This is a genomic window from Paenibacillus spongiae, from assembly GCF_024734895.1.
Taxonomy (GTDB): Bacteria; Bacillota; Bacilli; order Paenibacillales; family Paenibacillaceae; genus Paenibacillus_Z; species Paenibacillus_Z spongiae.
In genome coordinates, this window is sequence record NZ_CP091430.1 from 3,277,065 (window position 1) to 3,298,201 (window position 21,137).

The window sequence follows — 21,137 nt, forward strand, 5'->3', positions numbered from 1 at the left end:
CCTCTGCTCGCAAATTATAACGATACGCTGGGGTGAATGGATGAATATTACTACACGTGCTGGGACTGTTCGCAGTATCGGACAACTGATATGCCGGATATCGAGAGCGATGCCCGTATTGACCTTGATTTGGCTCGGAATTCCGCTGCTGCTCGGCGTTCTCATCATACCGGGGTATGCGGCCCAGAAGGATTTGATTGATTTGTTCATTGGCGGTTCGGACGGACGAGATTGGGAATCGATGCTCAAGGAGGCGCTGCTGCCGCTCATTATCTTTACGGGTGTTGCTTTGATCCGATCCCTGCTTGCCGCATGCCAGAACGCAGCCGATCCCATGCTTAGCGACCGGGCATCGATGCTCCTTCAATCCGAATTGCATCGTCGGGCGATCCGTGTTCCGTTAGAAAGAATGGATCAATCCGACTATTATGACCGGCTGCAGCGCGCCGAGACCGTAGCGGGTGGGGACGTGCTTGGCATCTTGAAGAATGTAATTGTTTTTCTTACCCTTTTGTTTGAATTGATTGGCCTCCTAATTGTGGTATCGCTTGCCCATCCCGTCGTTTGCATTCTGCTGGTCATCGTCTACGCCATATCCTTCATCATCCGGCTGGAATCCGATATCGTCGTGCGCCGTATGAATCGGGACCTGACCCGATCGGGGCGGCAATCCGATTACCTGCGCGAAGTCGTGACGAAGCCGGAGACGGTGAAGGAAATGCGGATATTCGGCTCGATCGGCTATTTGATTGATAAGTGGCATGATACGATGCGTCAGTCGCTGTCACTGCGGATGAATGCGCGGAGAAGAGAAATCAAGCGGGGTATGATCATATCGGCTGTTCAGATTGCGGGCTTGTTCGGAGCGATCATGTGGATGGCATTGAATCTCGGTTCCGGCGGCTTCACGGCGGGTACGCTCGTCATTGTGTTTCTGGCGATGCGGCAGGCATACGGCATATCCGGAAGAATGGTTCATCCCATCAGCAAAATCTATATTCAGAGTACAAAGATCATGGATTTAAACGACTATTTGAAAGAATCTTCGGCGGGGGATGAGGCTGACAAGGAGGGGATCGCACCACCGCTCCCGAATCCGGGGACTTCGTGTTTAATCGAGTTTGACAACGTTACGTATCAATATTCCGGTGCGCAAGAACCGGCATTGCATGAGATTCGGTTGACGCTGAACCCTGGCGAGACCGTGGCGCTGGTCGGCGAGAACGGGGCTGGCAAATCGACGCTCGTCCGTTTGCTGCTCGGCTTGTATCAACCAACTAGCGGGCGAATAATATGGGACGGAGTCGATATGAGAGCGTTAGACCCGGTGAAGCTTAGCAGCTCGATGTCAGCCGTCTTCCAGGATTTCGTCCGTTACGAAACGGTACTGCGCGATAACGTCGGCTTCGGGTTCCAGGAACAGCTTGGCAAGGACGCTTATTTGCGCCGCGCCCTGCAGGCAGGTGGGGCTGGCAGTCTGGAAAGCGAATGCGGCGGACTCGACAGTCCCGTTGGATTGCTGGCGGAGGGCGGAAGAGAGCTAAGCGGCGGACAATGGCAGCGTCTGGCCATCGCCCGGGCAGCTCTGCGCAGCCCCAAGCTGCTCGTGCTTGACGAGCCGACGGCGGCGCTCGATCCGCAGCATGAGACCGAGCTTTACCGGTCGTTCCGCGAGTTGGCGCAAGGCCGCACGACTTTGTTCGTATCGCACCGTCTCGGCTGGGCGCGCTACGCGGATCGGATTATTGTCATGCGGGGAGGACGGATCGTAGAAGAGGGCTCGCACGAAACGCTGCTGAAGGCAGATGGCGTATACGCGGCCATGTTTCGGTCGCAAGCGGAATGGTATTGCAGCACTGCGGGGGAAGGGGAAGGCAGGGTTAGCGGGAATATAATGCGATAAAATGGAATTTATTGCAACTTTAAGGGGCGCGATATCGTTCAGAATGATGAGTCTATCATCATTAGGAGGTTTCGTTGAATGCCAATACAATTCAACATACTTAGCCGCAAGATAAAAAGGACTCATCCAGCTTGCGGCGATTATGCTGCTCATTATATACAGGCAGGTGACCTTCATTGAGCGTTGATCAAGAACGACGCGCAGCCGATGATCCGGCGGTTCGAGCAGATATCTTTAAGCATATTCAGGAAACCTTCGGTATCCATATTTACGGCTATACGCCGAATTTCATCGGCTGGTATAACTTGAAATGGATCATAACGACCGATGCGCAGCAGCTATTCGTCAAGTGCTACCATCCCATGCGATATCGGTTATCTGAGTCTCGACGCCGGTCAAGAATTGGGCGCTCGCTATTCTTCCAGCACTTGCTGCATGATGAGATTAACGTCTGTCCAAACGTATGGAGCAAGGATGGCGAGTTCATATTCAAGACGGAATCGGGACATTTCTACGTTATTATGGAACATTTCGAAGGCCGTCCGCCCATTGCCGGCCTTCTGGATACGAACACCCATTATCGGTTAGGCAAAGCGGCCGGAAGCATGCATCGCGTCCTGTCCCGGTTTTCGTTAGACGGCGAACCGTGGACTCCCTCAATACCGGCTATGAAACAACAATGGGCTGCTAATTATGAATCAGCGTTAAAGCAGCCTGTTCCTAATGAAAAGGCGATCCGGTATTTGGAGATCCAAGGCCAGATTTTATCCGAGATGGATCTATCCTTCGTGAATAGCCTTGAACCCGGGTGGGCTCATTGGGATTTATGGGCGGATAATATCCTGATCGGGACAGATGACCGTGTTCGCTTCGTCGATTTCGACACGGTCCAATTCAGTTATCCGGAGATCGATATCGCCCGGACGCTGTTGTCTTGTGCGCTGCACCGTGGAGAGCTGAGAGGAGACGCGATTCATGCGTACTTTTGCGGCTATCGGGAGGAACGTTCATTCCCGAGAGGTCAGTTCCTTCTCGCGCTCAAACTGTTATGGTGCAAGGAAGCGGGCTGGTGGCTGAAAGCCGAAATGGATAAATTTAGCGGCCCCCCAAGTCGTTTCACAGAGGAATTGTGCTGGTTAACCGATCAATGGGATGAGTTGGAATACCTGTACGGGGATTTGTGAGAAGACCCTGTAGTAGTACTCATTCAGAAAATATTAAACTTACTGTCAGAATCTGCGAAGCCGTGGCATCCGAATATATATAGGGACGGATCAGAACAATTGCGGGGTGTGCGTCATGGCTGAAATGGCTGAGGATCGACAGGCTGTACAATTGGAAAAGGTTAGCGATGAAGTGCTTACGGAATGGGCGCGGCAGGGTGACGCTCCGGCATTCGAAGAACTCGTTCGGCGTCATCGGGTGAAGGCATTCTCATGGGCTGCCCGGATATCGCGGGATCCGCATATGTCGGAGGATATTGTTCAGGAGGCCTTGATCCGAGCGTTCTTAAAGCTCGACACGCTCGTGCGCAATGATCAATTTGTGGGTTGGCTCAGAAGCATTGTGAGAAACCAAGCCCTCATGAAGCTGCGCAGAGGTGGACCGTACGGCCGCGAACTGCCGGTATCATCTTATCCACTGCCGCAAGCAAGCGAGAATACCGTCAATCTTTACGATATCAGCAGCATTATGGATTTCTTGATCGCCCGCAGCGCTTGCGCTCATGAAATTGCTAATGCAGGCCTATACAAGGATCCACAGCTGCACCTGGAGCGTCAGGAATGGTACCGGATCATTAAGGACTTGCTGCGGTGCTTGAATCCAAGAGAGAAGAGCATCTTTGAAAACTACTTCTTTGAGCAGTGTTCCCCGCAGGAAATCGCCGAGATGTTCCAGATCAGCGTCGGCAATGTGTATAAGATTATTTCCAGATCCCGTCAGAAGGTTCAAGAGGAACGCCTTTCATTTCTGATCCGCACCCATATTCAGCGAAGAAAGGAAGACGGCTTCATGAAACGAAACGAGTTGGATCCATCACCGTTAAAGGAGGCGGGCGGGTCGCTCTTGAGCGGCACTGAAATGTTGTACCGGTTTGTCCGATCGCGCTATCCTCATCTCTCTTTGTCCTATGTGGACGGATTTCTATTAGGCGCCTTCATCGTAAACATTGAGGAATCCCGGGTCGATATGTCCAGCACCAATATGATCGACCGAAATTACTTGATCATGAACGGTATGCTTAACCTGGGTATTCGAGTGCGTTATGTGGAAGCCTTCGATTTCGAGCCGCCAGATCCGAGGCTGATGACCGAAGCGATTGCATTGGCCCAGAGCTCGATCGATTCAGGGATGCCGGCCATGGTGTGGGAGCTGCTGCACAGCGAATTTGGCTTCATCTACGGGTATGATGATGACAAGCAGCAGTTCAATGCCTTGGATACGCAAGCGGATGGCAGTGTGTCCTATGACCGATTGGGTCGTCTCCAAACGCGTTCCTTATTCTTGCTCGGGGTTGTCGGTGAGCAGCCGATTACGCCATCCGATGCGCTATGGAGACTTTGCCGAATGATCAGCCGACATGCAAGGGGAGGGGATGAGACGTTCACCGGATTCGTGAACGGGCTCGCCGCATATGACACTTGGTTGGAGGTATTCCGGAAGCGGGCTATCGATCCTATCGGACAGGCCTACACCATCGGCATTATCCGTCAGAATCGCAATAACGCTGTGTTATGCTTGGAGGAGCTGGCTGCGGAATGGGAGAAGCCGGGCGATGAATGGCGACTGCAAATTCACGATCTGTTACGCCAAGCCTCGCAGCATTATGCCGACGTCGCCAAAGGCTTCGATGAGCTGGCGACGATGTTTCCGCCGCCATCGGGAGGCGAGCCCAACGATCCGCATACCGCCCGAACTGCGATGGCTGTACTCGAACGCATCCTGGCGTCGGAAGAATCAGGGGTTCAAATTCTGGAACAGATCGCCGAGCGGCTTGAAGAGCATGCTCCGCGCGGACATGTTCCGCCGATCATCGAGCATCCGCCGCGGGCTTATGTCATGTAATCAAACATCCCAATCCATCTGATGGATTGGGATGTTTGCCGTAACGAAGTATTAGCATGTTTTTGGTTCAGGTACGGCGGCACCTTCATTTAAGGCTGTAATACCGAAATCTCTTGCCATCTTGTAATAGTGATCCCTCTCCGCGTCATCCGCGTGTCCATCGGCAAAGAGCTCCCAATGAAGCAGCTGCAGCCTGGAACGGCGAATCCGTTCACGTGTATGTTCGTTGCACGAGAGAGCCTCTGCCTGATCCCACCATGATTTCGCCTGCTCTAAATCGAATAAATCGGGAGGAAGGATCTCAGCAGGAGTGCCGCGAGCGCCGGGTTCCGATTGCAGTACAATATCCTGCACATCATCAATAAATTGCCTGATGAAATGCCAGCCTGGGCCATAATAGCCCTGCAGGAACTCATTCATGTGCCGCTCGTAATCCGATTCGGTCATGTCCGGCTTCCACATCAGTTGGGCCAGCAAATAGGTGCGGAGCTCGCCGAATTCACCGCTGATCGACTGGTAATTGCCTTGTTCGAAGATGCCTTTGGCATTGTTGGCGACAAATAACCGCATGTTCGGCAGCAGCGTATGGAAGTTGGGGAACGTAACCATATAATCGCTGAAATTGGTAGTGTAATCCCAGATATAGATTCTGCTGCAGATGTTGCTCCAGATCTCCAGCGATTCCTTGATGTGCGGCTGTTCCTCGTGCATTCGGGAAATGACCGGGCTGTAGGTGCAAATCCGTATGGCTACATTGTCGCGCGGTTTGGTTATCTTGGGCGGGGTAAACGTATGCTGATAAGCCAGCGTATCGATGATGACCTTGGGATAGTGCTCTTTGACGGCATCTGCGATGGCATTGACAAAGCGGAGCAGGGAGCCCATGGGGGAGCCTTCTTCTTGATGGATACGCTCGCAGGCATCGCAGCGGCAATAACTATCGCTTAAGTAGCTGTCATCCTGCGAAACAGAGACGATTCCTGCGTCAGGTTCTTCTTCTAAACAGTTCAATACCTTATTCGTCATAATGCGCAGCACATCCGGATGCGAGAGGCAGAGCTGCGTATACAAGTGCTCGCCATTTCTTCTGCCATCGTGCAGGGCATAGTATTCCGGATGCTCGGCGAAGTATTCGCTGATGGGCATAAATACATTAAAGGTATGAACGAAGGAAGGTCCGCCATAGCCGATTCCGCCGCCCCATTCCTCCCGAATCGAACGGCTGCATTCTCTGTTCTTGATCGTGCTGTTTACCTTTAATTTCACGGCCCAATTTTCGTTGAAAGTGGAATACCAGTAGGCGTCTCTATATTCTACGGCCGGTATGAATTTCGCATCGATCGAATCGGGCAGCGCCACGTCACCTGAGAAAATAGTCCGCTCCACGCCTGGGGCGAACCATCGCCAGCCCAGATAATCTTCCAGAAATGTATACACGCCGTATAGCGTTCCGCGGACAGGGCTTCCTGCAATGTAAAGCTTGGACTCTTTCACTTGCAGATAGAAGCCGTCATCACCGAGAGTCGTGTAGCTTACATCCAGGTCCTGTCTGCGGTTGGTGGTTCCTACAACGATTTCATAAGGAGATGCCGCCATGGTGTCGCTGGCGATTGACAGTTTCGCACCGCAGCTTTGCCCGATGTATGTTTGCAATTCTTGCACGGCTGTCATCTCGGAAGGGGTGCAGCGCTCTCCATGAATAAGGATGTACTTGCTGATTTCTTCGCCGGAAAGCGTTATTTTTGAAATTGGACAAGAAGTTTCAGTCATATGAAAACCCCTCCATAACTGCTTCATAATGGCTTGTTTACTGGGGTCAGTATATCATGGCGATCGGGTCCCAACAACCAAATAATAGGAGATTCCGGTCGACATCGCACTGCTGTTCAAGCTCGTTTACAACCTCGTCTATCTTTGATAGATTGGGATTATATAGGACCTGTAAATTCAGCTCACCCGAAGAGGAGTGATGATGGTTATGGAACAGCGGGGGAAGGTCGTCCTGGATTTGCGTCCCGGTCCGGGCAATCCGAGGAATAGCGAAGGCGCTTTCCTGGATTTGCGCGACGGGCGGTTAATGTTTGTCTACAGCCGCTTTATAGGCGATTCTTCGGAAGACTTCGCGAAGGCAGGCATCGCGGTTCGCTACTCGTCCGATGATGGCGATACGTGGACCGATGAAGCTTTCATCGCGCAGCCGGAAGACCATCAAGCGCTCAATATTATGAGCGTATCAATGCTGAGAATGAATAACGGCGATGTCGGTTTGTTCTATCTGCTGCGGTATGGATGGCATGATATGCGATTGCACGTGCGCCGATCGGCGGACGAGGGCGAGACTTGGAGCGATCCGGTATGCTGTGTGCCTGGTGAAGGCTATTATGTCACGAACAATGATAGAGTCATCCGGTTGTCGAGCGGCAGACTGATTGTCCCGGCCGCGATGCACCGGATGAAGTCAAGCAATACGGAATGGGGCAGCTTCGACGGGAGGGCGATCACGTTCTTCTTCTTGTCGGACGACGATGGCCGGACATGGTTCGAAGCGCGGAATTTCCTTTCCATCGGGGCGCCGAATTCGATGAGCGACCTGCAGGAGCCGGGAGCCATTGAGCTTAGCAATGGGGCAATATGGGGATGGGCACGAACCGACCTTGGCTGCCAGTACGAAATGTTCTCTTATGACAGCGGTGAATCATGGAGCAGTCCGATGCCGTCTACGTTCACCTCGCCATGTTCACCGTTATCGATGAAACGCAATCCGGCGAGCGGTCATCTGCTTGCGGTCTGGAATCCTATACCGGTGTACAATACGCGTCGAGTCGAGAATCATAGCTGGGGACGGACGCCCCTTATAGGAGCGATCAGTCAGGACGAAGGGAAGTCATGGACCGGACATTTTGCAATCGAACGGGAAGAGGACGGCAACGGCTGCTGCTATGCCGCGATTCATTTTATCGAAAACGCCGTATTGCTGGCTTACTGCGCGGGTGAAGCGGAAGACGGCATATGTTTGGCCCGGCTGAAGATCCGTAAGATTGCGCTCTCGGAGTTGAATGCTTGAGCGAGGAGGAAGCAGCGTGAAACCGTATCAATTCCCAGATCCATCACGGCATCCGGAATGGACGCCGCCGCAAAGCGAAGCATTCTATTCGCGGTTGGTTGAAGAGACCGGGGAATACAAGTATCCCTGGAATTCCATCTTCGAGGAGCCAACTGCAGAGACGATATTATATCGGACGATATGTTCGAATCTATCGGAACAAGCGAGAATTCTTGATGTAGGGTGCGGTCATGGCGAATTTACGCATCGGGTTGCATCCAACGCGAGAGCAGCTGAAGTGATCGGAATCGATATTACGGAAGGCTTCATTCATACGGCGAACAGGAGCAGGGGTTCCGGGAAAGTGAGGTATCAGCAGGTCAATGCCGATGCCGACTTGCCATTCGCCGATCATGAATTCGATGCGGCCTATACGAAGAAAGGTCCGACAGGATGGTATCAGGAGGCCAACCGCGTTGTCAAACCCGGCGGTCTTGTCTGTGGGCTGTATCATGGCGGAACGGATGGAGGTCTGCGGAAGCTCTTTCCCGGTTTATACGTTCCAATGGTATACGAACCTGATAAAGCCGCTGAAGGCTTAGTACGAAATTTACGGCTAAGCGATAGCGGGCTAGCGGATATTCAAGTTCAACCTATAGAAGAGATCGAGTATCTTGCGGCACCGGAGGATGTGTTAAGGAAGAAATGCTTCGGTCAAAGCAAGCTGTTGAAGGAGTTCGTGTGGCGTGAATGTCTGCAGCAGGTTGAAGAGATTTTCCATCATCACGCAACATCGAAGGGGTTGAAAGTCATCAACTATCATTATTTCGTTACCGCAAAAGCAAGGACCGCATAAGAAGGATGGGCGAAGGAACGGGTACGGGAGAGATTCTGGGCGAAAATTAAGAATAGAATAATGTACCATATATTAGAAAAATAAGATGCCCATGGTATTCTCGATAAAGAATGACATATTCTTTATTGAGAACGAAGGAGAGGCGTGAATGCTTGGGCTCCGAACAAGTTTATGAAGCTGGGTTTGGTTGTACTGCCGCTGCTTTCAGCTCTGTCGCTTGCGAAGACGAGACCGTTGTTTGCGGAAGAGGAGAACCCGCCGTATTTATCATGGACGACCTGTTACAATCCGCAATAAAAAGTCAACTTCTGGCATTTGATAAGCTTCATCTTCATGAATACTCAATGTCATAAGGGCAGAAACGACCGTAAAATAAGCGGAAATCAGCTTCCGGGGATCTCCCTGTGCAAATTCGCCTACTTTCTGCCCTTCAATGAATAAGGGCTCTAAGATATCGACAACATAGGAGTCCATGGAGTACTGTGCAATAAGCTGTTTTGCTTCCTCAGGTACTCCGTCTGATGTACGTGCCTGGTGAATCAGCATAAAATAAAGCTGTCCCTCTTGATCGAGCTGAGTCATTCCTCTTAATTTTTCAATAGGCGATCCGGGTAATTGGTAGACGCTCTTCATACCGTCTATTGATTCTTGAATAGCCTCCTGAATAAGTATAATGAAAAGCTCGTCTTTCGATTTAAAATAGTGGTATAGAAGACCTTGACTAATACCCGCTTCTGTGGCAATCATGCTCAACTTTGTCCCAATGATGCCTCTCCGTGCAAAAATCTTAAGCGCCGCTGCCATAATCTGTTCTTTTCGTTCATCACGAATATGTTGCAGTTGTTCTTCGTTCATCGGTGACAATGTACGTTTCGCTCCTTTTTAGTTGCTGCCTTTGTTTTATGGCTTAATTTTATGGCTTAACTTTCCGGTGGAAATGATACAAAGGATGCTCCAGAGAATGAAGGTAATTGATCCAAATATTCATCCAATGTCTGATCCCTTTTTTTAAAAAACTCATGAAACCATTGTTTGTCAGCGGTAGATGCATCAGCAAGAATAGAGCTTACCATATGTTGATCGATCATTACCCGCGGGGAGAACAATAATGAATTTACACCCCAATACAATAAAAATTGCTCGAAATTTTGTTTCGTAGTTGCCTCTTGTAGAAATAAATTAAAGTATTTTTGGGCAAAATCAATCCCTTCCAAGGGTTGACCCCTATATTCAACGCCGGACCATTGTAAATCAGACACGCAATTCAACCACCAGGCAGGCTCAATCGCATCCTGTAGTCTTTGAAGTACTTTTTGTTCAAAATGAGGGGTGGGATTTGCACGTTGCTCTATTAAACATTGCTCCAACATTTCCGCTTCTATCGCTGCCATGGTCATTCCCAGACCATAAATCGGATCAAAATTGCACAATGCGTCTCCCAAAACTAATAATCCGGAGGGCCATTTTTCCATTTGTTCGAAGTGCTGACGGCTCAATTCGGATATTCGATAACCTCGAGGGGAAGTGAGAGGCTCGAGTCCCTGTAAAACTTCTGCAATGAACGGGTCTGCAAGGTGAGCAACGGTTTGTTCAAACTCTTCAGCTTTCGTAGAAGGGTAGCGTCCACCCGCACCCCAAAGCAACATTTCTGCACGGTTATCTTCAACAATGGAAAAGACCCCTGTGAATTCCTTCTTTACGGGATTCCCATCTACTCGAATAACATCCCATTTTTCCGCCAGATGGGAGGGGATCCGATAATGGCGAGTACTATATCCAAGAGAGACCTTTAAAATGTCAGGTCTGGGTATTGTATAACCTAATTCTTGAAGCCATATCACCAGCTTGGAAGAACGTCCGCTTGCATCCAATACCAGATCCCCTGCGAATGTTTTCTGCTGTCTTGATTGACCGCGATCCCGTACAGTGATCCCTGTGACAGCTGTCTGTTTCGAATTTGTTAATAAACCAATTACGTCCTGTTTGAGAAGAAACCGAACATTTGGAATCTTTTTCACGCGTTCACGAAAAACCCATTCCAGTAAGGCTCTGCTAAACGTCGCTTCATCCTCTGGGTTTGGCATCGCGTGGCTTCCATATGGATTGCTTAAATGAGCGATTTTGTTGAGTGACGAGGGTGCTCCACTTGCCAGTAAATCATTATTAAATCCAGGAAAGAGGCGATTCATAATCATACTCCCGCGCGGTGTTAAACGATGTGGCTGAAAATCCTGAGGAGTACCGGAGCGATTCTCAGGTTTTTCAGGTAAATCATCTTTATCTACAATCAATACCTCTCCGTAGTACCCGGAAAGAACTTTAGCAGTCAGTAATCCGCCTATTCCTCCCCCAATAATAATAGCACGCTTTGAATTTCCTTCTGTAACTGCTAAATTCGTTTCTGTCATGAAAATTCCCCTCCAATAATGAAAATGAATTCTCGCTATCGCTATTTTATTGATTGTTGATCGGTTGAACCGTTCAATGAAAGAATAAACCAATTTATGTAAGCTGTCAACACAATTAACTGAAGAATGCATTGACCACATTCATGTCACCAAAAACGCCGCGATTTACGCGATTTGTTATGGGGTCACGGTTGGTACAATATGTCTTGGTGGAGTTTACTGCAGAAGATGAAGAGAGCTCGCTGCCGTTGACGGTCGATCCTCCTATGTTAGTCAGTACGGAGGAGGCCAATCAGCTCATTACGGGCTACGCAACGAATGCTGCCGGATTGAGAGGCTACGGATCGGTTTCCATCTCGCTGGATAAGACAGTCCCACGACTACAGCCGCGGTAACGCCATTGACACAGTGCCAAGGCGGTTGGCATAACGAAGCCGTTCGGATCACGCTTGTTTCATCCGACAATTTGTCAGGTGTGGCGTTAACGGAATACAGCGCATGGACGGCGGTACGACCTGGCTGCCATATGCAGGTACCGTATCGTTGGATACGGATGGCCGTTATAACATGCTCTACTGTTAAACGGACAAGGCCGGGAATGTGGAGCAGGCACGAACGTCCGTCATACAGCTGGATCGGACAGCGCCGATCATACAGGTTTCAAGCGATGCAGCCGCAATGCTGCTCCGTGATGCAGTTGCCATACGCGATGCCTTAACTGCGCTGGTCAATCAATATACCCTCTATCAATTTAAGCAGGCATCGTTATCCAGAGATCTGCTGCGAGATATTCAGAAAGGCAATCTGAATAGTTTTGCCCGAACCGTAAATAAGCAAAGCGGCAAGAAGATCACCGCCGCAGCTGCGAAATCATTGCTGGCAGGGTTGGAGCACCTTCTCTAGCGGTCATAGTGTCCTGGTTATGCTATTGCCGCTATAAATTGAGATGTATTGAGCCGCGGAAATTTCGGTTTCCGCGGCCTTTTACGATATTAGCTTGTCATTTGGTATACACAAATTACGGCTTGTATTACGATATAAATCGAAGGGGAGCGACAAGTTTCTGTACATGTCCCTATCATTCATATTTACGGAAAGGATACGTGCTTTTCATGGTGAAATTGAAACGCGCGGCGGTTGGTCTGATTGCGGCAACCATGCTTGCGGGAGGGACAGCTTCGGCACAGTCGTCGATACCGGACAGTACAATAGAACGGGAGTGGAAGGGGTTACGGGTTCAGCCGTCAGACCTCGATGATCATTGGGCGGAGCAATTGTTTCAATGGGCAATAAGAACGAACATCATCAATGGCTACCCGGATGGAACCTTTAAGCCGGATAAATCGATCTCGGAGGCCGAATTTCTGAAAGTCATGTACCGCGCTTTCGGTATTGCTCTACCTAGCAGTGTTCAATATAACTGGACCGAAGGCGCGTATCGATTAGCTGCATCTTGGAATCATCCGGTGCTTGGATCCGCTGAGCCTGAGCTTCGGCTTGCGCCAATCAACCGCGGAAGAGCAGCAGAAATTATTGCTGCCGCGCAGGGTTTTCATTATGAAGGCCGAGATGCTATTGTTTATGTGGTTGGCAATGGGCTTGCGAATCGCATCACCTTAGCGACGGAGAAGGGTTTCGATGCGGATGGCACCTTGTCACGGGCAGAGGCGATTCAATGGATACGCCGTCTGATCTTGAAGGGCATGGTGGATGTCAAACCTCGTCCGAAAGCGCTCTCTGACCACAGCTTGCTGCCGGAACTTCCGGTTGAAGAAGCGGTTAGAATGCCTGATTTCAGCACTGAACCGATTACGAAGGAAGATTTGAACCTTTTTGAGGGGAATTCAAAATCTTTATTGAAGCTAGGTGATTCCAGGGAATCGATCGGAAGCCTGTATGGCACATCCGCCGGGCTGGATGTTTTCGATAGTGAGACATACCCTTCCTTCTCCATTCATTTCAATGAAAATGGTAAGCTCGATTCGTGGAAAATCGATTTGGATATTCATGAGGGTGACGGGCTTCAAACGAAAAAAGGCATAGTCCTTGGTCAAAGCACACTCTTCGACGTTCTGAAGAAATATGGAACCGCAGGCTATGACGGCGACGGAGTGGCGAACTATTATTATGAGGTGATGCAAGACGGGACGATTCGATCCTTGACCTCTTTTTATCAATTGAACAAAGCCGACAACGTGTATGTGATCTCGTTCCTATTTGATAAACAAACGCTTACCGTCAACTATATCAATGTTTCTTGGTATCCTTTCGCGCGAGGCGATTTCTTCTGAAGGAATGCGCTGCCGGTCGATGGTTGAAAGGTCATAGGGGTGTGAACAAGAATGATTAGGGAAGCAGTGAAGGACGATTCTATTATACTAAATGGATTCTACCGATCGTTAGCTCCGGCGAGCAGGAACATCAACGTTCTGCCGGAGAGGATCGAGCAGATCAGGCAGGATCCCAACAATTTCTTATTCGTCTACGAAGATAACGGAGATCTGCTGGGAACTATATTTCTTACATTGTGTATGGATCCGGCGTACGAATTCAGACCCTATGGAATGGTAGAATACATATTCGTAATTGAGGAAGCTCGCGGTAAAGGAATCGGCCGTTCATTGCTGGCGCACGTGGAGGATTTATGTGTATCCAGGCATTGTACCCGAATTTGCTTGATGAGCGGCACTCAAAGAGAAGAGGCGCACCGCTTCTTTCAGCGCGCAGGCTATAACGGCACCGTTAGTAAGGCGTTCAAGAAATATATAAGGGTTGTACCGGTGGACTGGACGAACAGTTAGCATAGGAGGGAGCGGTATGGGATGGCCGGCCGAAAGAGTAAGATTTGGTCGCGGAGGCAATGCCCCAGAATACGGTCTGAAGGGACTTGAGTCGGCCGCACAACGCATCCCTCCGCCGCCTTCATGCGCTGGTTCAGCTGTTATAATATTGAATTGTGGAAGTTATGGTGACGGATTGGCCGTGAAGCGGATCGCTTTGACGTCAGTGTAGGCAGTTTGTATGCGTGCACTTGTTATTTTATTAGCAAGTACTAGGAGACTACTAGATAGGCTTTGCTGTAAGTCCCTAAAAAGGCGTTACAGCCCGAGCACTGGCGGTTGATCTAGCTGTAAGACCCAAAAAAGGCGTTACAGCGCCGGAAAAGTCCACGCACATGATCTGATTGCTGCTGCTTCGCCTTCTATACGAGTTTAACTAAGCTCGTAATCTTACAAGACATGCAGAAGAAACCAATTTATGGAGATGATGGCATGCTGAAAGCAGGAGCCGCCCGCGCGGTTATTAATCCCCCGTTAACGATGGCGCAAGGAGGCTGGGGGGCGCAAACGCATATAACGCCTACTCATATTGAATCGGATTTCTGGTGTACGGCTCTCGTTCTCGGGGACGGTCAAACAGCTGCAGTCGTATTGGACCTCGATCTTTGTCTTCTATCGAACCTGCAAGCGGATCAGATTCGAACTGCCATCGCGGCAGCACTCCGCATCGACAAGCTGCAGGTCCGCGTCTCCACCACGCATACCCATGCGGGGCCCGTTGTCGGCGACGCCTCGCATGCACCCAATCGCGATCTCGTCGAGCTGTACGTCCGCTATCTGATCGAGCAGTCCGTCAGCGCTGCCGTGGAAGCTGCCAATCGGCAAGTAACCGTCTCGGTACATGCGGAATACGGCGCCTGCTCCATAGGCAAGAACAGGAGACAGACGCTGGATAGCGGCAGAATCATTACCGGATTCAATGAATCCGGAGAGACGGATCCCACCGTGTCTATCGTGCGATTCGACGATGAGGAGGGCAAGCTTGTGGCAAGTATCGTCCATTATGCGGCTCACCCGACGACACTCGGTTATACGAACCAAGCAGCAAGCCCCGATTATCCCGGCGTAACCAAACGTTTCGTCGAACAAACTGTGGGCGGGATTTGTCTCTTCCTGCAGGGGGCAACGGGCGACATCGGTCCGGGTCCAGGCGGCTTCCTCGATCGAATGGATGTCGTTCAAGACATGGGCACCATGCTGGGCTGTGCAGCATCGCAAGCGCTGCTTGAAGCGAGAAACAAACAGTTCCGCTACAGCTTCTCCGAGGTTGTCGAGTCTGGAGCGAGCCTGGGGATATGGTCACGTACACGCAAGCCGCAGGACCCGGTTGCTTTTCAAGTCTTATCGCACAAGCTCTCACTGCCCGTAGGTGATCTTAAGCCGACAAATGAATTGGAGAAAATCAATACAGAGCTCGTCGACAAACTGACCGCTCTAAGAGACGGTAACGCTCCAGCAGAACAAATAAGCGAAGCAAATTTCCAACTGAAGCGTAATAATATGGCGCTCCGGTATTCAAGGAATTTTTATGGCAAACCGTTCGCGGAGATCGAAGCCCATTTCATTCGAGTCGGCGATACCGTGTTGATCGGGGTACCGTTAGAACCGTTTACTGCAACAGGAAAGCGAATTCGAGCGCACTCCCCATTCCCATACACATTGTTCAGCGGATATTCCAATGGGGCCAACGGTTATCTTGCGACGGCCGAAGCCTTCGCTGAGGGTGGCTATGAAGTTCTTCAAACGGCATTCGCCCCCGAGGCGGCTGATCTGCTTGCGGATCAAATTCTGCAAGTCTTAGACAGCTTGTAAGAAACATAAGCCCCTCTCTCAGGAAGGGCGCTTGTGGTCGATCAATCGCCATCTTGCAGCGAAACGCCTTGCGCTGGGAGCTCCGCACGGTACGAAAAATATCTGTCCTACAGCCGCGATTTTCGCGGTTTTTTTTACTTATGATCCGTGATCGAAACATATCCAGTAAATGATGGAACATTATCCTCTCAGGCAACGTTAGAGATTACAAATGCACGCGAGGTGATTGGGATGAAGGCTTCCATTTTATTAGGGTTCATGTCCATATTGATCTTCATAACAGGCTGCGGTTCCAAAGAAAAACAGGAGTCAGAGGATCCCGGAACAGTTAAGGTTGACATTCTAAATAAGCAAAATGCGGTGACGGCCGATGGCGATTTTATTTATCGTCTTGTCACGGAGAAGGCAGAATACAGCTTAGGCGAAACCGTCAAGATCTATGCAGAGTTAGAATATATCGGGGAGCAGGATTCGATCACGATTTATCATGCCGCATCGCCGTTCTCCTTTCCAATTGAAGAGAGAACGCGTGGTTACAGCATAGGCTATAATATGAATACGCCTTTGTTGAACACAACGCTCAAGAGAGGCGAGCCGCTTCGAGAAGAATATAAGAACAGCGGGGGCTTTGGAGAAACCGACGAACGGGCTTATATCGATTTTATAAAAAGTCTTTGGGCGGACGGGTTTCCCGCAGGTTATTATGTCGTAGACGGGTTTGCTGATTTCTATGTGGAATCGAAAGTTGACGGCGAGGACAAGGAAGAGGATTATACGATTAAATCACAGATTGATTTTACGGTGACGGAATAGCGCCAACGGCGGCTCGTCGTCACCTCCAATGATAAAGGAGCAGTTATGATGAAGTTGAATCGTCTACTCATGTTTACGATTATTACGATGCTCCTTACCACGACTTGTAATAGCGGTAAGGGCTTCGGCCTGTCCCAAATCGAACACGCATTAGCTGCGGTACCTAATTACGAGAAGACCTCCCATTATGAAGTCAAGGATGAAGGGATATTGGCATTTAACATGATGCAGGACGGCTTGATCTCCATTCATTATCTTGAACAGACCAAAGGCAATTGGAAAGTTATTGATGGCGTCGGCTCGTTAAGTCCCGATGAATACTCGTACATTATTACTGGAAAGACGAGTATGCCTTTCAGCATGACGGTCATAACGACATCTAATCCAGAGGTGGATCGTATTCAAATCCTGGAAGAAGAAGCGAAGCACATACAAGTTGAGGGCATTGACCTATGGATCGCTTATATCGGGCAGAATGTCAATGCGAATGACATTAAAGTCTATAACAAAACCAATACAGTCATAACTCCGTGATTGGGCGTTCTGGGACGATATTTTCACTTAAAAAGCTGCTTACATCCAAATGAAGGCGACTGATGAAAGCATCGGTCGTCTTCTTGCCTGTGGCTCGTACCACATGTAGGGGATCGGGTGCGAAAAATTGCAAGTAAGTGCTGATGGATTCTTGGCATTTCTTTGTCCTTCAAATGGAGGATTGACAACTTTTGGATGTTCCATTATTCTCTAATTGTATTTATCGATAATACAATTTATACATGAGGAGTGATCGAAGTTGACATTCTACCGGTTGACGGAACAGCAGAAGAATGACTATAAGCAAAATGGTTATTTGCTTGGATTGCCTGCCGTATTTTCGAACGAGGAAGTCGAAAAACTTCGAGAAGAGCTTCGGGAACTGGAGAAGCTGCTTGTGCCGGGGGAGCAAATCATTCATATTCGCGATTGGCATATGAAAAGCAAGTGGATCTACGACATCTGCACTCACCCGCCAATACTAGACTATGTGGAAGGAATCCTCGGTCCGGAATTCTTCATGTGGGGAACCCAGTTTTTCGGTAAAGCTCCACATTCCAAGGATACCGTCGCATGGCATCAGGATGCATACTACTGGCCGCTCAAGCCGCACAATACCGTCACGGTCTGGCTAGCTTTCACAGATGTGGACGAGGCGAACGGCGCCATGCAGGTCATTCCCGGCACCCATAGAGCAGGACTGATCAAACATCGCCGCATCGCTACCGATTCAATCCTTACGCTAGAACTTGAAGAAGGCGCTTTCGACGCTTCGCAAGCGAAGTCGCTTTGCCTTCAAGCCGGCCAATTGTCATTACATGACGATAATATCGTGCACGGTTCTCCTGCAAATGTTTCTGATCGTTGGCGAATCGGCATGACGATCCGCTATTCTGGAATCAATGTGCGGCATACAGGCGGCGACGACAAGTTGAATATCTATATGATGCGAGGCGAGGATGCGCCTGGCTTGAACCGTCAAGGCCAGGTGCCCGTCGAGCGTTACGCCCGGCTCGCGACCGACTTCCATAAGGGAGATGAGGTCGTCAAGCCGAAAACGAAGTAGCGTCGGGGGCTGATTTTTATCCTATAATCCGAGAAGTCCCCCCACCTCTAAACTTCCTAACTCACGTAGTGAGCGTGTAGGTGGGGGATGAATCAGTGTTTTTAGTATTTTGTTTGTCGATAATATACGAACATACATTCCTTATTTGTGGTATAATCAACGAATAGGGGTGATCACGTGAATAAGGCTTATCGGTTCAGAATCTATCCCACAACAGAGCAAGAGACGATGATTCGTAAAACATTCGGCTGTGTTCGGTTTCTCTACAATCGGATGCTGGCTGAACGTCAAGTCAAGTACGAATATTATAAAGTGGATAAACAGCAATTGAAGCGGCAGAGGTATCGGACACCAGCAGCGTTCAAGATGGAGTTCGACTGGCTGCGAGAAGTGGACAGCCTCGCCTTGTGCAATGCGGAGCTAAACCTGAAGACCGCCTTCCGGAACTTCTTTCGGGACAAGCACATGGGGTATCCGAAGTTCAAAAGTCGGAAAAACCCGGTTCAGAGCTACACAACCAATAATCAGAAGGGGACGGTTCGAATCGCAGCAGACGGGAAGCATGTCCGTATCCCTAAACTGGGTGAGATCCGAATCAAGCTCCACCGGCAAATTCCGGATGGACATGAAATCAAATCGGCAACGATCAGCCGCAATTCAAATGGGAAATACCACATTTCGATCCTGACCGAGTATACGGCAGACGCAGAACATACGATCCCCCGTCGTGAAAAAGTACTGGGTCTGGATTATAGTTCAAAGGCGTTATATATCGACCACACCGGGACATCCGCGAATTCTCCGAGATATTTGCGCCAGATGGAAGTTCGGCTGAAGAGAGCCCAGAGAGTCCTCTCCAGAAGGAAGAAGGGTGGCTCGAACTGGAGGAAACAAAAACTTCGGATAGCCCGTCTCCATGAGAAAGTATCCAATCAGCGGAAAGATTACCTGCACAAAGAGAGTCGGCAGCTGGCTGAAGCTTGGGATGCAGTCGTTGTGGAAGATCTGAACATGAAAGCCATGTCCCAATCCCTATCACTCGGAAAAGCAACGATGGATAACGGAAACGGCATGTTCAGGGCGTTCCTTGGGTATAAACGGGCTGAACGTGGTAAGTCGCTTGTTCGGATCGATAAATGGTATCCTTCGAGCAAGCTTTGCAGAACGTGTGGTACGATCAACACGGAACGGACACTTAAGGATCGAGTTTGGGTCTGTGAGGGTTGTGGCACGCTCCATCAGAGGGATGAAAATGCTGCCGGAAACATACGGGCCGAAGGGATTCGATTGTTAGGTATGGCATAGATGAATAGAGAACCGCCGGGCAGGCGGAGATAGCCCAGTAATGATATCTAGGTTATTAGGTATGTCCTGGGAAGCCCCCACTTCTATAAGTGGTGGGAGCATGTCACATGAAAAAGTTTATAGGGCATGCGAGTCTATGTTCCATCAGTGAACTTATTTGGAAAGGTGATCGGCATGTCCTTGTATGACGGCTTAAAAGACGAGATCGTAAAAAAAATAATTCAAGGCGAATATCCGATTGGCGGCGTTCTGGCGACAGAGCAGGAACTCTGCGAGCAAACGGGCCTAAGCCGGGTGACGGTCCGGAAAGCGTTGGACGAATTGAAGCGAGAGGGACTTCTGGAAGGGGTTCCGCGTCAAGGAACCCTGGTTCGGGCACGCAAAGGCGGATTTTCCGGAAACATGGACTTGATCGCGTTGGTGGCAGCCGTACACGATCCGTTCTTCGCCCTGTTCATGGAGCATTTCGAACAAACTGCCGACAAGAACGGATCACTCATGCTGTTCAAGCAGGATTACGAGGGTAAAGCGCTGCGTTCCGACAAGCTCTTCTTCCGCTTTATCCAAAAAGGGATACGCAATGCGGTCATTTGGCCGCAAACCGACGATATCGACTTCGGCCTGCTCATGCGTCTCCAGACGGTAGGGATGAACTTCGTCATCTTCGACCAGCAGTTCGATACGGACGTTGCCGATATCGTATGCCTTGATCATTATCACGCGGTGTACTCCCTATATGAGGATATGCGCTCCCGTTTTGACGGTACCATAGTATTTATCGGCTTTGAAGGGCTGACTCTGTCCAGCGAGGTGCTTCGGGAAAAGGCATTCATGGACGCCAGTGGAGGAAGCGGAACGATCCTCACGATTGGATGGAACACGAATGTCGAGGCTGAAACGGCACTGTTGCTGGAATCACTTCATTTGAAGGCTGATGAGCCCCTGGGAATCATTTGCATTAGCGGCGGCATCGGCCTTGCCGTAGCCCGGCATATGCAGCAAAGAGGGCTGCAGCATTTTCCCCTCGCAACGGTCGACTATTTGACCGAGATGTCCGACTATCCGATGACGGCTTACGAGCAGCCGATGATAGAGATGGCGGAAAAAGTTTATCAGCGCCTTGCCGCCCAGAACAATGAAGGAAGGAATTGGCGAGCCGGCCGATATTTGCTCCGAGGTCGGCTGGTGAAATGCGGTTTCGAGAGAAATATGTAGCTAGAAGAGAAGATCGATTGTCATTCGTCAGGTTCAGTCCAGCTTGATCGGAGATGAGCGAATCGCCCTGTAAGCCGCCATCATGGCATCCTGCAGGGCGATCCTTGTAGCGCGTTGTTTTTTGCCCGGGTTCGCCATCAGCATCTGCTGGCTTTGTTTGCTTGATAGCCGGTAAGGGATGCCGTCGTGTCGCACGGCTGGATTCGGTGCTACGCGGAATCGGCGCTTCTATAATTATTTTACATACATACAGTATGTATGTTAAAATAAACATCA

Annotated in this window: 19 protein-coding genes; 15 read left to right on the top strand and 4 right to left on the bottom strand. The window is 49.9% G+C overall.

Translation table 11 applies throughout. The annotated features are described in order from the left end of the window. Nucleotides 1-40: 40 nt before the first annotated feature. The 3 genes from L1F29_RS15015 to L1F29_RS15025 all read left to right on the top strand — a co-directional run bounded on the left by L1F29_RS15015 (nucleotide 41) and on the right by L1F29_RS15025 (nucleotide 4,969). Nucleotides 41-1,903, top strand: coding sequence for an ABC transporter ATP-binding protein (locus L1F29_RS15015; RefSeq protein WP_258389107.1), 1,863 nt, complete (start codon nucleotides 41-43; stop codon nucleotides 1,901-1,903). A gap of 176 nt (nucleotides 1,904-2,079) precedes the next feature. Further along, nucleotides 2,080-3,087, top strand: a complete 1,008-nt coding sequence (locus L1F29_RS15020) for a phosphotransferase enzyme family protein (RefSeq protein ID WP_258389108.1) — start codon at nucleotides 2,080-2,082, stop codon at nucleotides 3,085-3,087. Between the two features lie 115 nt (nucleotides 3,088-3,202). Then, entirely contained in the window at nucleotides 3,203-4,969 is a 1,767-nt protein-coding gene (locus tag L1F29_RS15025) for an RNA polymerase sigma factor (protein ID WP_258389109.1), read from the top strand. Between the two features lie 51 nt (nucleotides 4,970-5,020). Here the strand turns inward: L1F29_RS15025 and L1F29_RS15030 are convergent, their stop codons facing one another. Then, nucleotides 5,021-6,739 carry a glycoside hydrolase family 20 protein gene (locus L1F29_RS15030; protein ID WP_258389110.1) on the bottom strand — a complete coding sequence of 573 codons (1,719 nt, stop codon included), beginning with the start codon at nucleotides 6,737-6,739 and terminating at the stop codon, nucleotides 5,021-5,023. Between the two features lie 208 nt (nucleotides 6,740-6,947). Here L1F29_RS15030 and L1F29_RS15035 point away from each other — a divergent pair, with 208 nt between their 5' ends. Both L1F29_RS15035 and L1F29_RS15040 read left to right on the top strand, forming a co-directional pair. Further along, nucleotides 6,948-8,033: a sialidase family protein gene (locus L1F29_RS15035; RefSeq protein WP_258389111.1), complete on the top strand. Its 1,086-nt coding sequence runs from the start codon at nucleotides 6,948-6,950 to the stop codon at nucleotides 8,031-8,033. 16 nt (nucleotides 8,034-8,049) lie between these two features. Beyond that, a complete protein-coding gene (locus L1F29_RS15040) occupies nucleotides 8,050-8,868 on the top strand; it encodes a class I SAM-dependent methyltransferase (protein ID WP_258389112.1) in 819 nt (272 codons plus the stop codon). A 267-nt stretch (nucleotides 8,869-9,135) separates the two neighbouring features. On the opposite strand, the gene L1F29_RS15045 is transcribed toward L1F29_RS15040, so the two are convergent. Both L1F29_RS15045 and L1F29_RS15050 read right to left on the bottom strand, forming a co-directional pair. Continuing rightward, entirely contained in the window at nucleotides 9,136-9,732 is a 597-nt protein-coding gene (locus L1F29_RS15045) for a TetR/AcrR family transcriptional regulator (protein WP_258389113.1), read from the bottom strand. A gap of 56 nt (nucleotides 9,733-9,788) precedes the next feature. Beyond that, nucleotides 9,789-11,276, bottom strand: coding sequence for an NAD(P)/FAD-dependent oxidoreductase (locus tag L1F29_RS15050; RefSeq protein WP_258389114.1), 1,488 nt, complete (start codon nucleotides 11,274-11,276; stop codon nucleotides 9,789-9,791). A 191-nt stretch (nucleotides 11,277-11,467) separates the two neighbouring features. Between L1F29_RS15050 and L1F29_RS15055 the strand changes: the two genes are divergently transcribed. From L1F29_RS15055 to L1F29_RS15100, 10 genes are all read left to right on the top strand, one after another. Then, nucleotides 11,468-11,671: a hypothetical protein gene (locus tag L1F29_RS15055; protein WP_258389115.1), complete on the top strand. Its 204-nt coding sequence runs from the start codon at nucleotides 11,468-11,470 to the stop codon at nucleotides 11,669-11,671. Between the two features lie 205 nt (nucleotides 11,672-11,876). Continuing rightward, a complete protein-coding gene (locus L1F29_RS15060; RefSeq protein ID WP_258389116.1) occupies nucleotides 11,877-12,179 on the top strand; it encodes a hypothetical protein in 303 nt (100 codons plus the stop codon). A gap of 209 nt (nucleotides 12,180-12,388) precedes the next feature. Next, on the top strand, nucleotides 12,389-13,567 hold the full coding sequence (locus L1F29_RS15065) for an S-layer homology domain-containing protein (RefSeq protein ID WP_258389117.1): 1,179 nt from the start codon (nucleotides 12,389-12,391) through the stop codon (nucleotides 13,565-13,567). Nucleotides 13,568-13,618: 51 nt separating this feature from the next. Then, nucleotides 13,619-14,077 (top strand): GNAT family N-acetyltransferase, encoded by a 459-nt coding sequence (locus tag L1F29_RS15070; RefSeq protein WP_258389118.1) that lies wholly within the window; start codon nucleotides 13,619-13,621, stop codon nucleotides 14,075-14,077. 471 nt (nucleotides 14,078-14,548) lie between these two features. Further along, nucleotides 14,549-15,928, top strand: a complete 1,380-nt coding sequence (locus L1F29_RS15075) for a neutral/alkaline non-lysosomal ceramidase N-terminal domain-containing protein (RefSeq protein WP_258389119.1) — start codon at nucleotides 14,549-14,551, stop codon at nucleotides 15,926-15,928. A gap of 231 nt (nucleotides 15,929-16,159) precedes the next feature. Beyond that, entirely contained in the window at nucleotides 16,160-16,741 is a 582-nt protein-coding gene (locus L1F29_RS15080) for a hypothetical protein (RefSeq protein ID WP_258389120.1), read from the top strand. 48 nt (nucleotides 16,742-16,789) lie between these two features. After that, nucleotides 16,790-17,275 carry a hypothetical protein gene (locus L1F29_RS15085; RefSeq protein ID WP_258389121.1) on the top strand — a complete coding sequence of 162 codons (486 nt, stop codon included), beginning with the start codon at nucleotides 16,790-16,792 and terminating at the stop codon, nucleotides 17,273-17,275. 259 nt (nucleotides 17,276-17,534) lie between these two features. Next, complete coding sequence (locus L1F29_RS15090) at nucleotides 17,535-18,341, top strand: phytanoyl-CoA dioxygenase family protein (RefSeq protein ID WP_258389122.1); 807 nt, start codon at nucleotides 17,535-17,537, stop codon at nucleotides 18,339-18,341. A gap of 228 nt (nucleotides 18,342-18,569) precedes the next feature. Further along, the gene (locus L1F29_RS15095) at nucleotides 18,570-19,646 is read left to right on the top strand and encodes an RNA-guided endonuclease TnpB family protein (RefSeq protein WP_258389693.1); all 1,077 of its coding nucleotides are present in this window, start codon (nucleotides 18,570-18,572) and stop codon (nucleotides 19,644-19,646) included. Between the two features lie 147 nt (nucleotides 19,647-19,793). Further along, the gene (locus L1F29_RS15100) at nucleotides 19,794-20,861 is read left to right on the top strand and encodes a GntR family transcriptional regulator (RefSeq protein WP_258389123.1); all 1,068 of its coding nucleotides are present in this window, start codon (nucleotides 19,794-19,796) and stop codon (nucleotides 20,859-20,861) included. 33 nt (nucleotides 20,862-20,894) lie between these two features. Here L1F29_RS15100 and L1F29_RS15105 read toward each other — a convergent pair whose 3' ends face one another. After that, complete coding sequence (locus L1F29_RS15105; protein ID WP_258389124.1) at nucleotides 20,895-21,056, bottom strand: hypothetical protein; 162 nt, start codon at nucleotides 21,054-21,056, stop codon at nucleotides 20,895-20,897. Between the last annotated feature and the right edge of the window lie 81 nt (nucleotides 21,057-21,137).

Bases quoted from the DNA above. Each gene is read 5' to 3' on its own strand.
- L1F29_RS15075 (WP_258389119.1), top strand. From the start codon at position 14,549: ATGCTGAAAGCAGGAGCCGCCCGCGCGGTTATTAATCCCCCGTTAACG.
- L1F29_RS15030 (WP_258389110.1), bottom strand. From the start codon at position 6,739: ATGACTGAAACTTCTTGTCCAATTTCAAAAATAACGCTTTCCGGCGAA.
- L1F29_RS15080 (WP_258389120.1), top strand. From the start codon at position 16,160: ATGAAGGCTTCCATTTTATTAGGGTTCATGTCCATATTGATCTTCATA.
- L1F29_RS15095 (WP_258389693.1), top strand. From the start codon at position 18,570: ATGATTCGTAAAACATTCGGCTGTGTTCGGTTTCTCTACAATCGGATG.
- L1F29_RS15050 (WP_258389114.1), bottom strand. From the start codon at position 11,276: ATGACAGAAACGAATTTAGCAGTTACAGAAGGAAATTCAAAGCGTGCT.
- L1F29_RS15065 (WP_258389117.1), top strand. From the start codon at position 12,389: ATGGTGAAATTGAAACGCGCGGCGGTTGGTCTGATTGCGGCAACCATG.
- L1F29_RS15085 (WP_258389121.1), top strand. From the start codon at position 16,790: ATGAAGTTGAATCGTCTACTCATGTTTACGATTATTACGATGCTCCTT.
- L1F29_RS15035 (WP_258389111.1), top strand. From the start codon at position 6,948: ATGGAACAGCGGGGGAAGGTCGTCCTGGATTTGCGTCCCGGTCCGGGC.
- L1F29_RS15015 (WP_258389107.1), top strand. From the start codon at position 41: ATGAATATTACTACACGTGCTGGGACTGTTCGCAGTATCGGACAACTG.
- L1F29_RS15025 (WP_258389109.1), top strand. From the start codon at position 3,203: ATGGCTGAAATGGCTGAGGATCGACAGGCTGTACAATTGGAAAAGGTT.
- L1F29_RS15070 (WP_258389118.1), top strand. From the start codon at position 13,619: ATGATTAGGGAAGCAGTGAAGGACGATTCTATTATACTAAATGGATTC.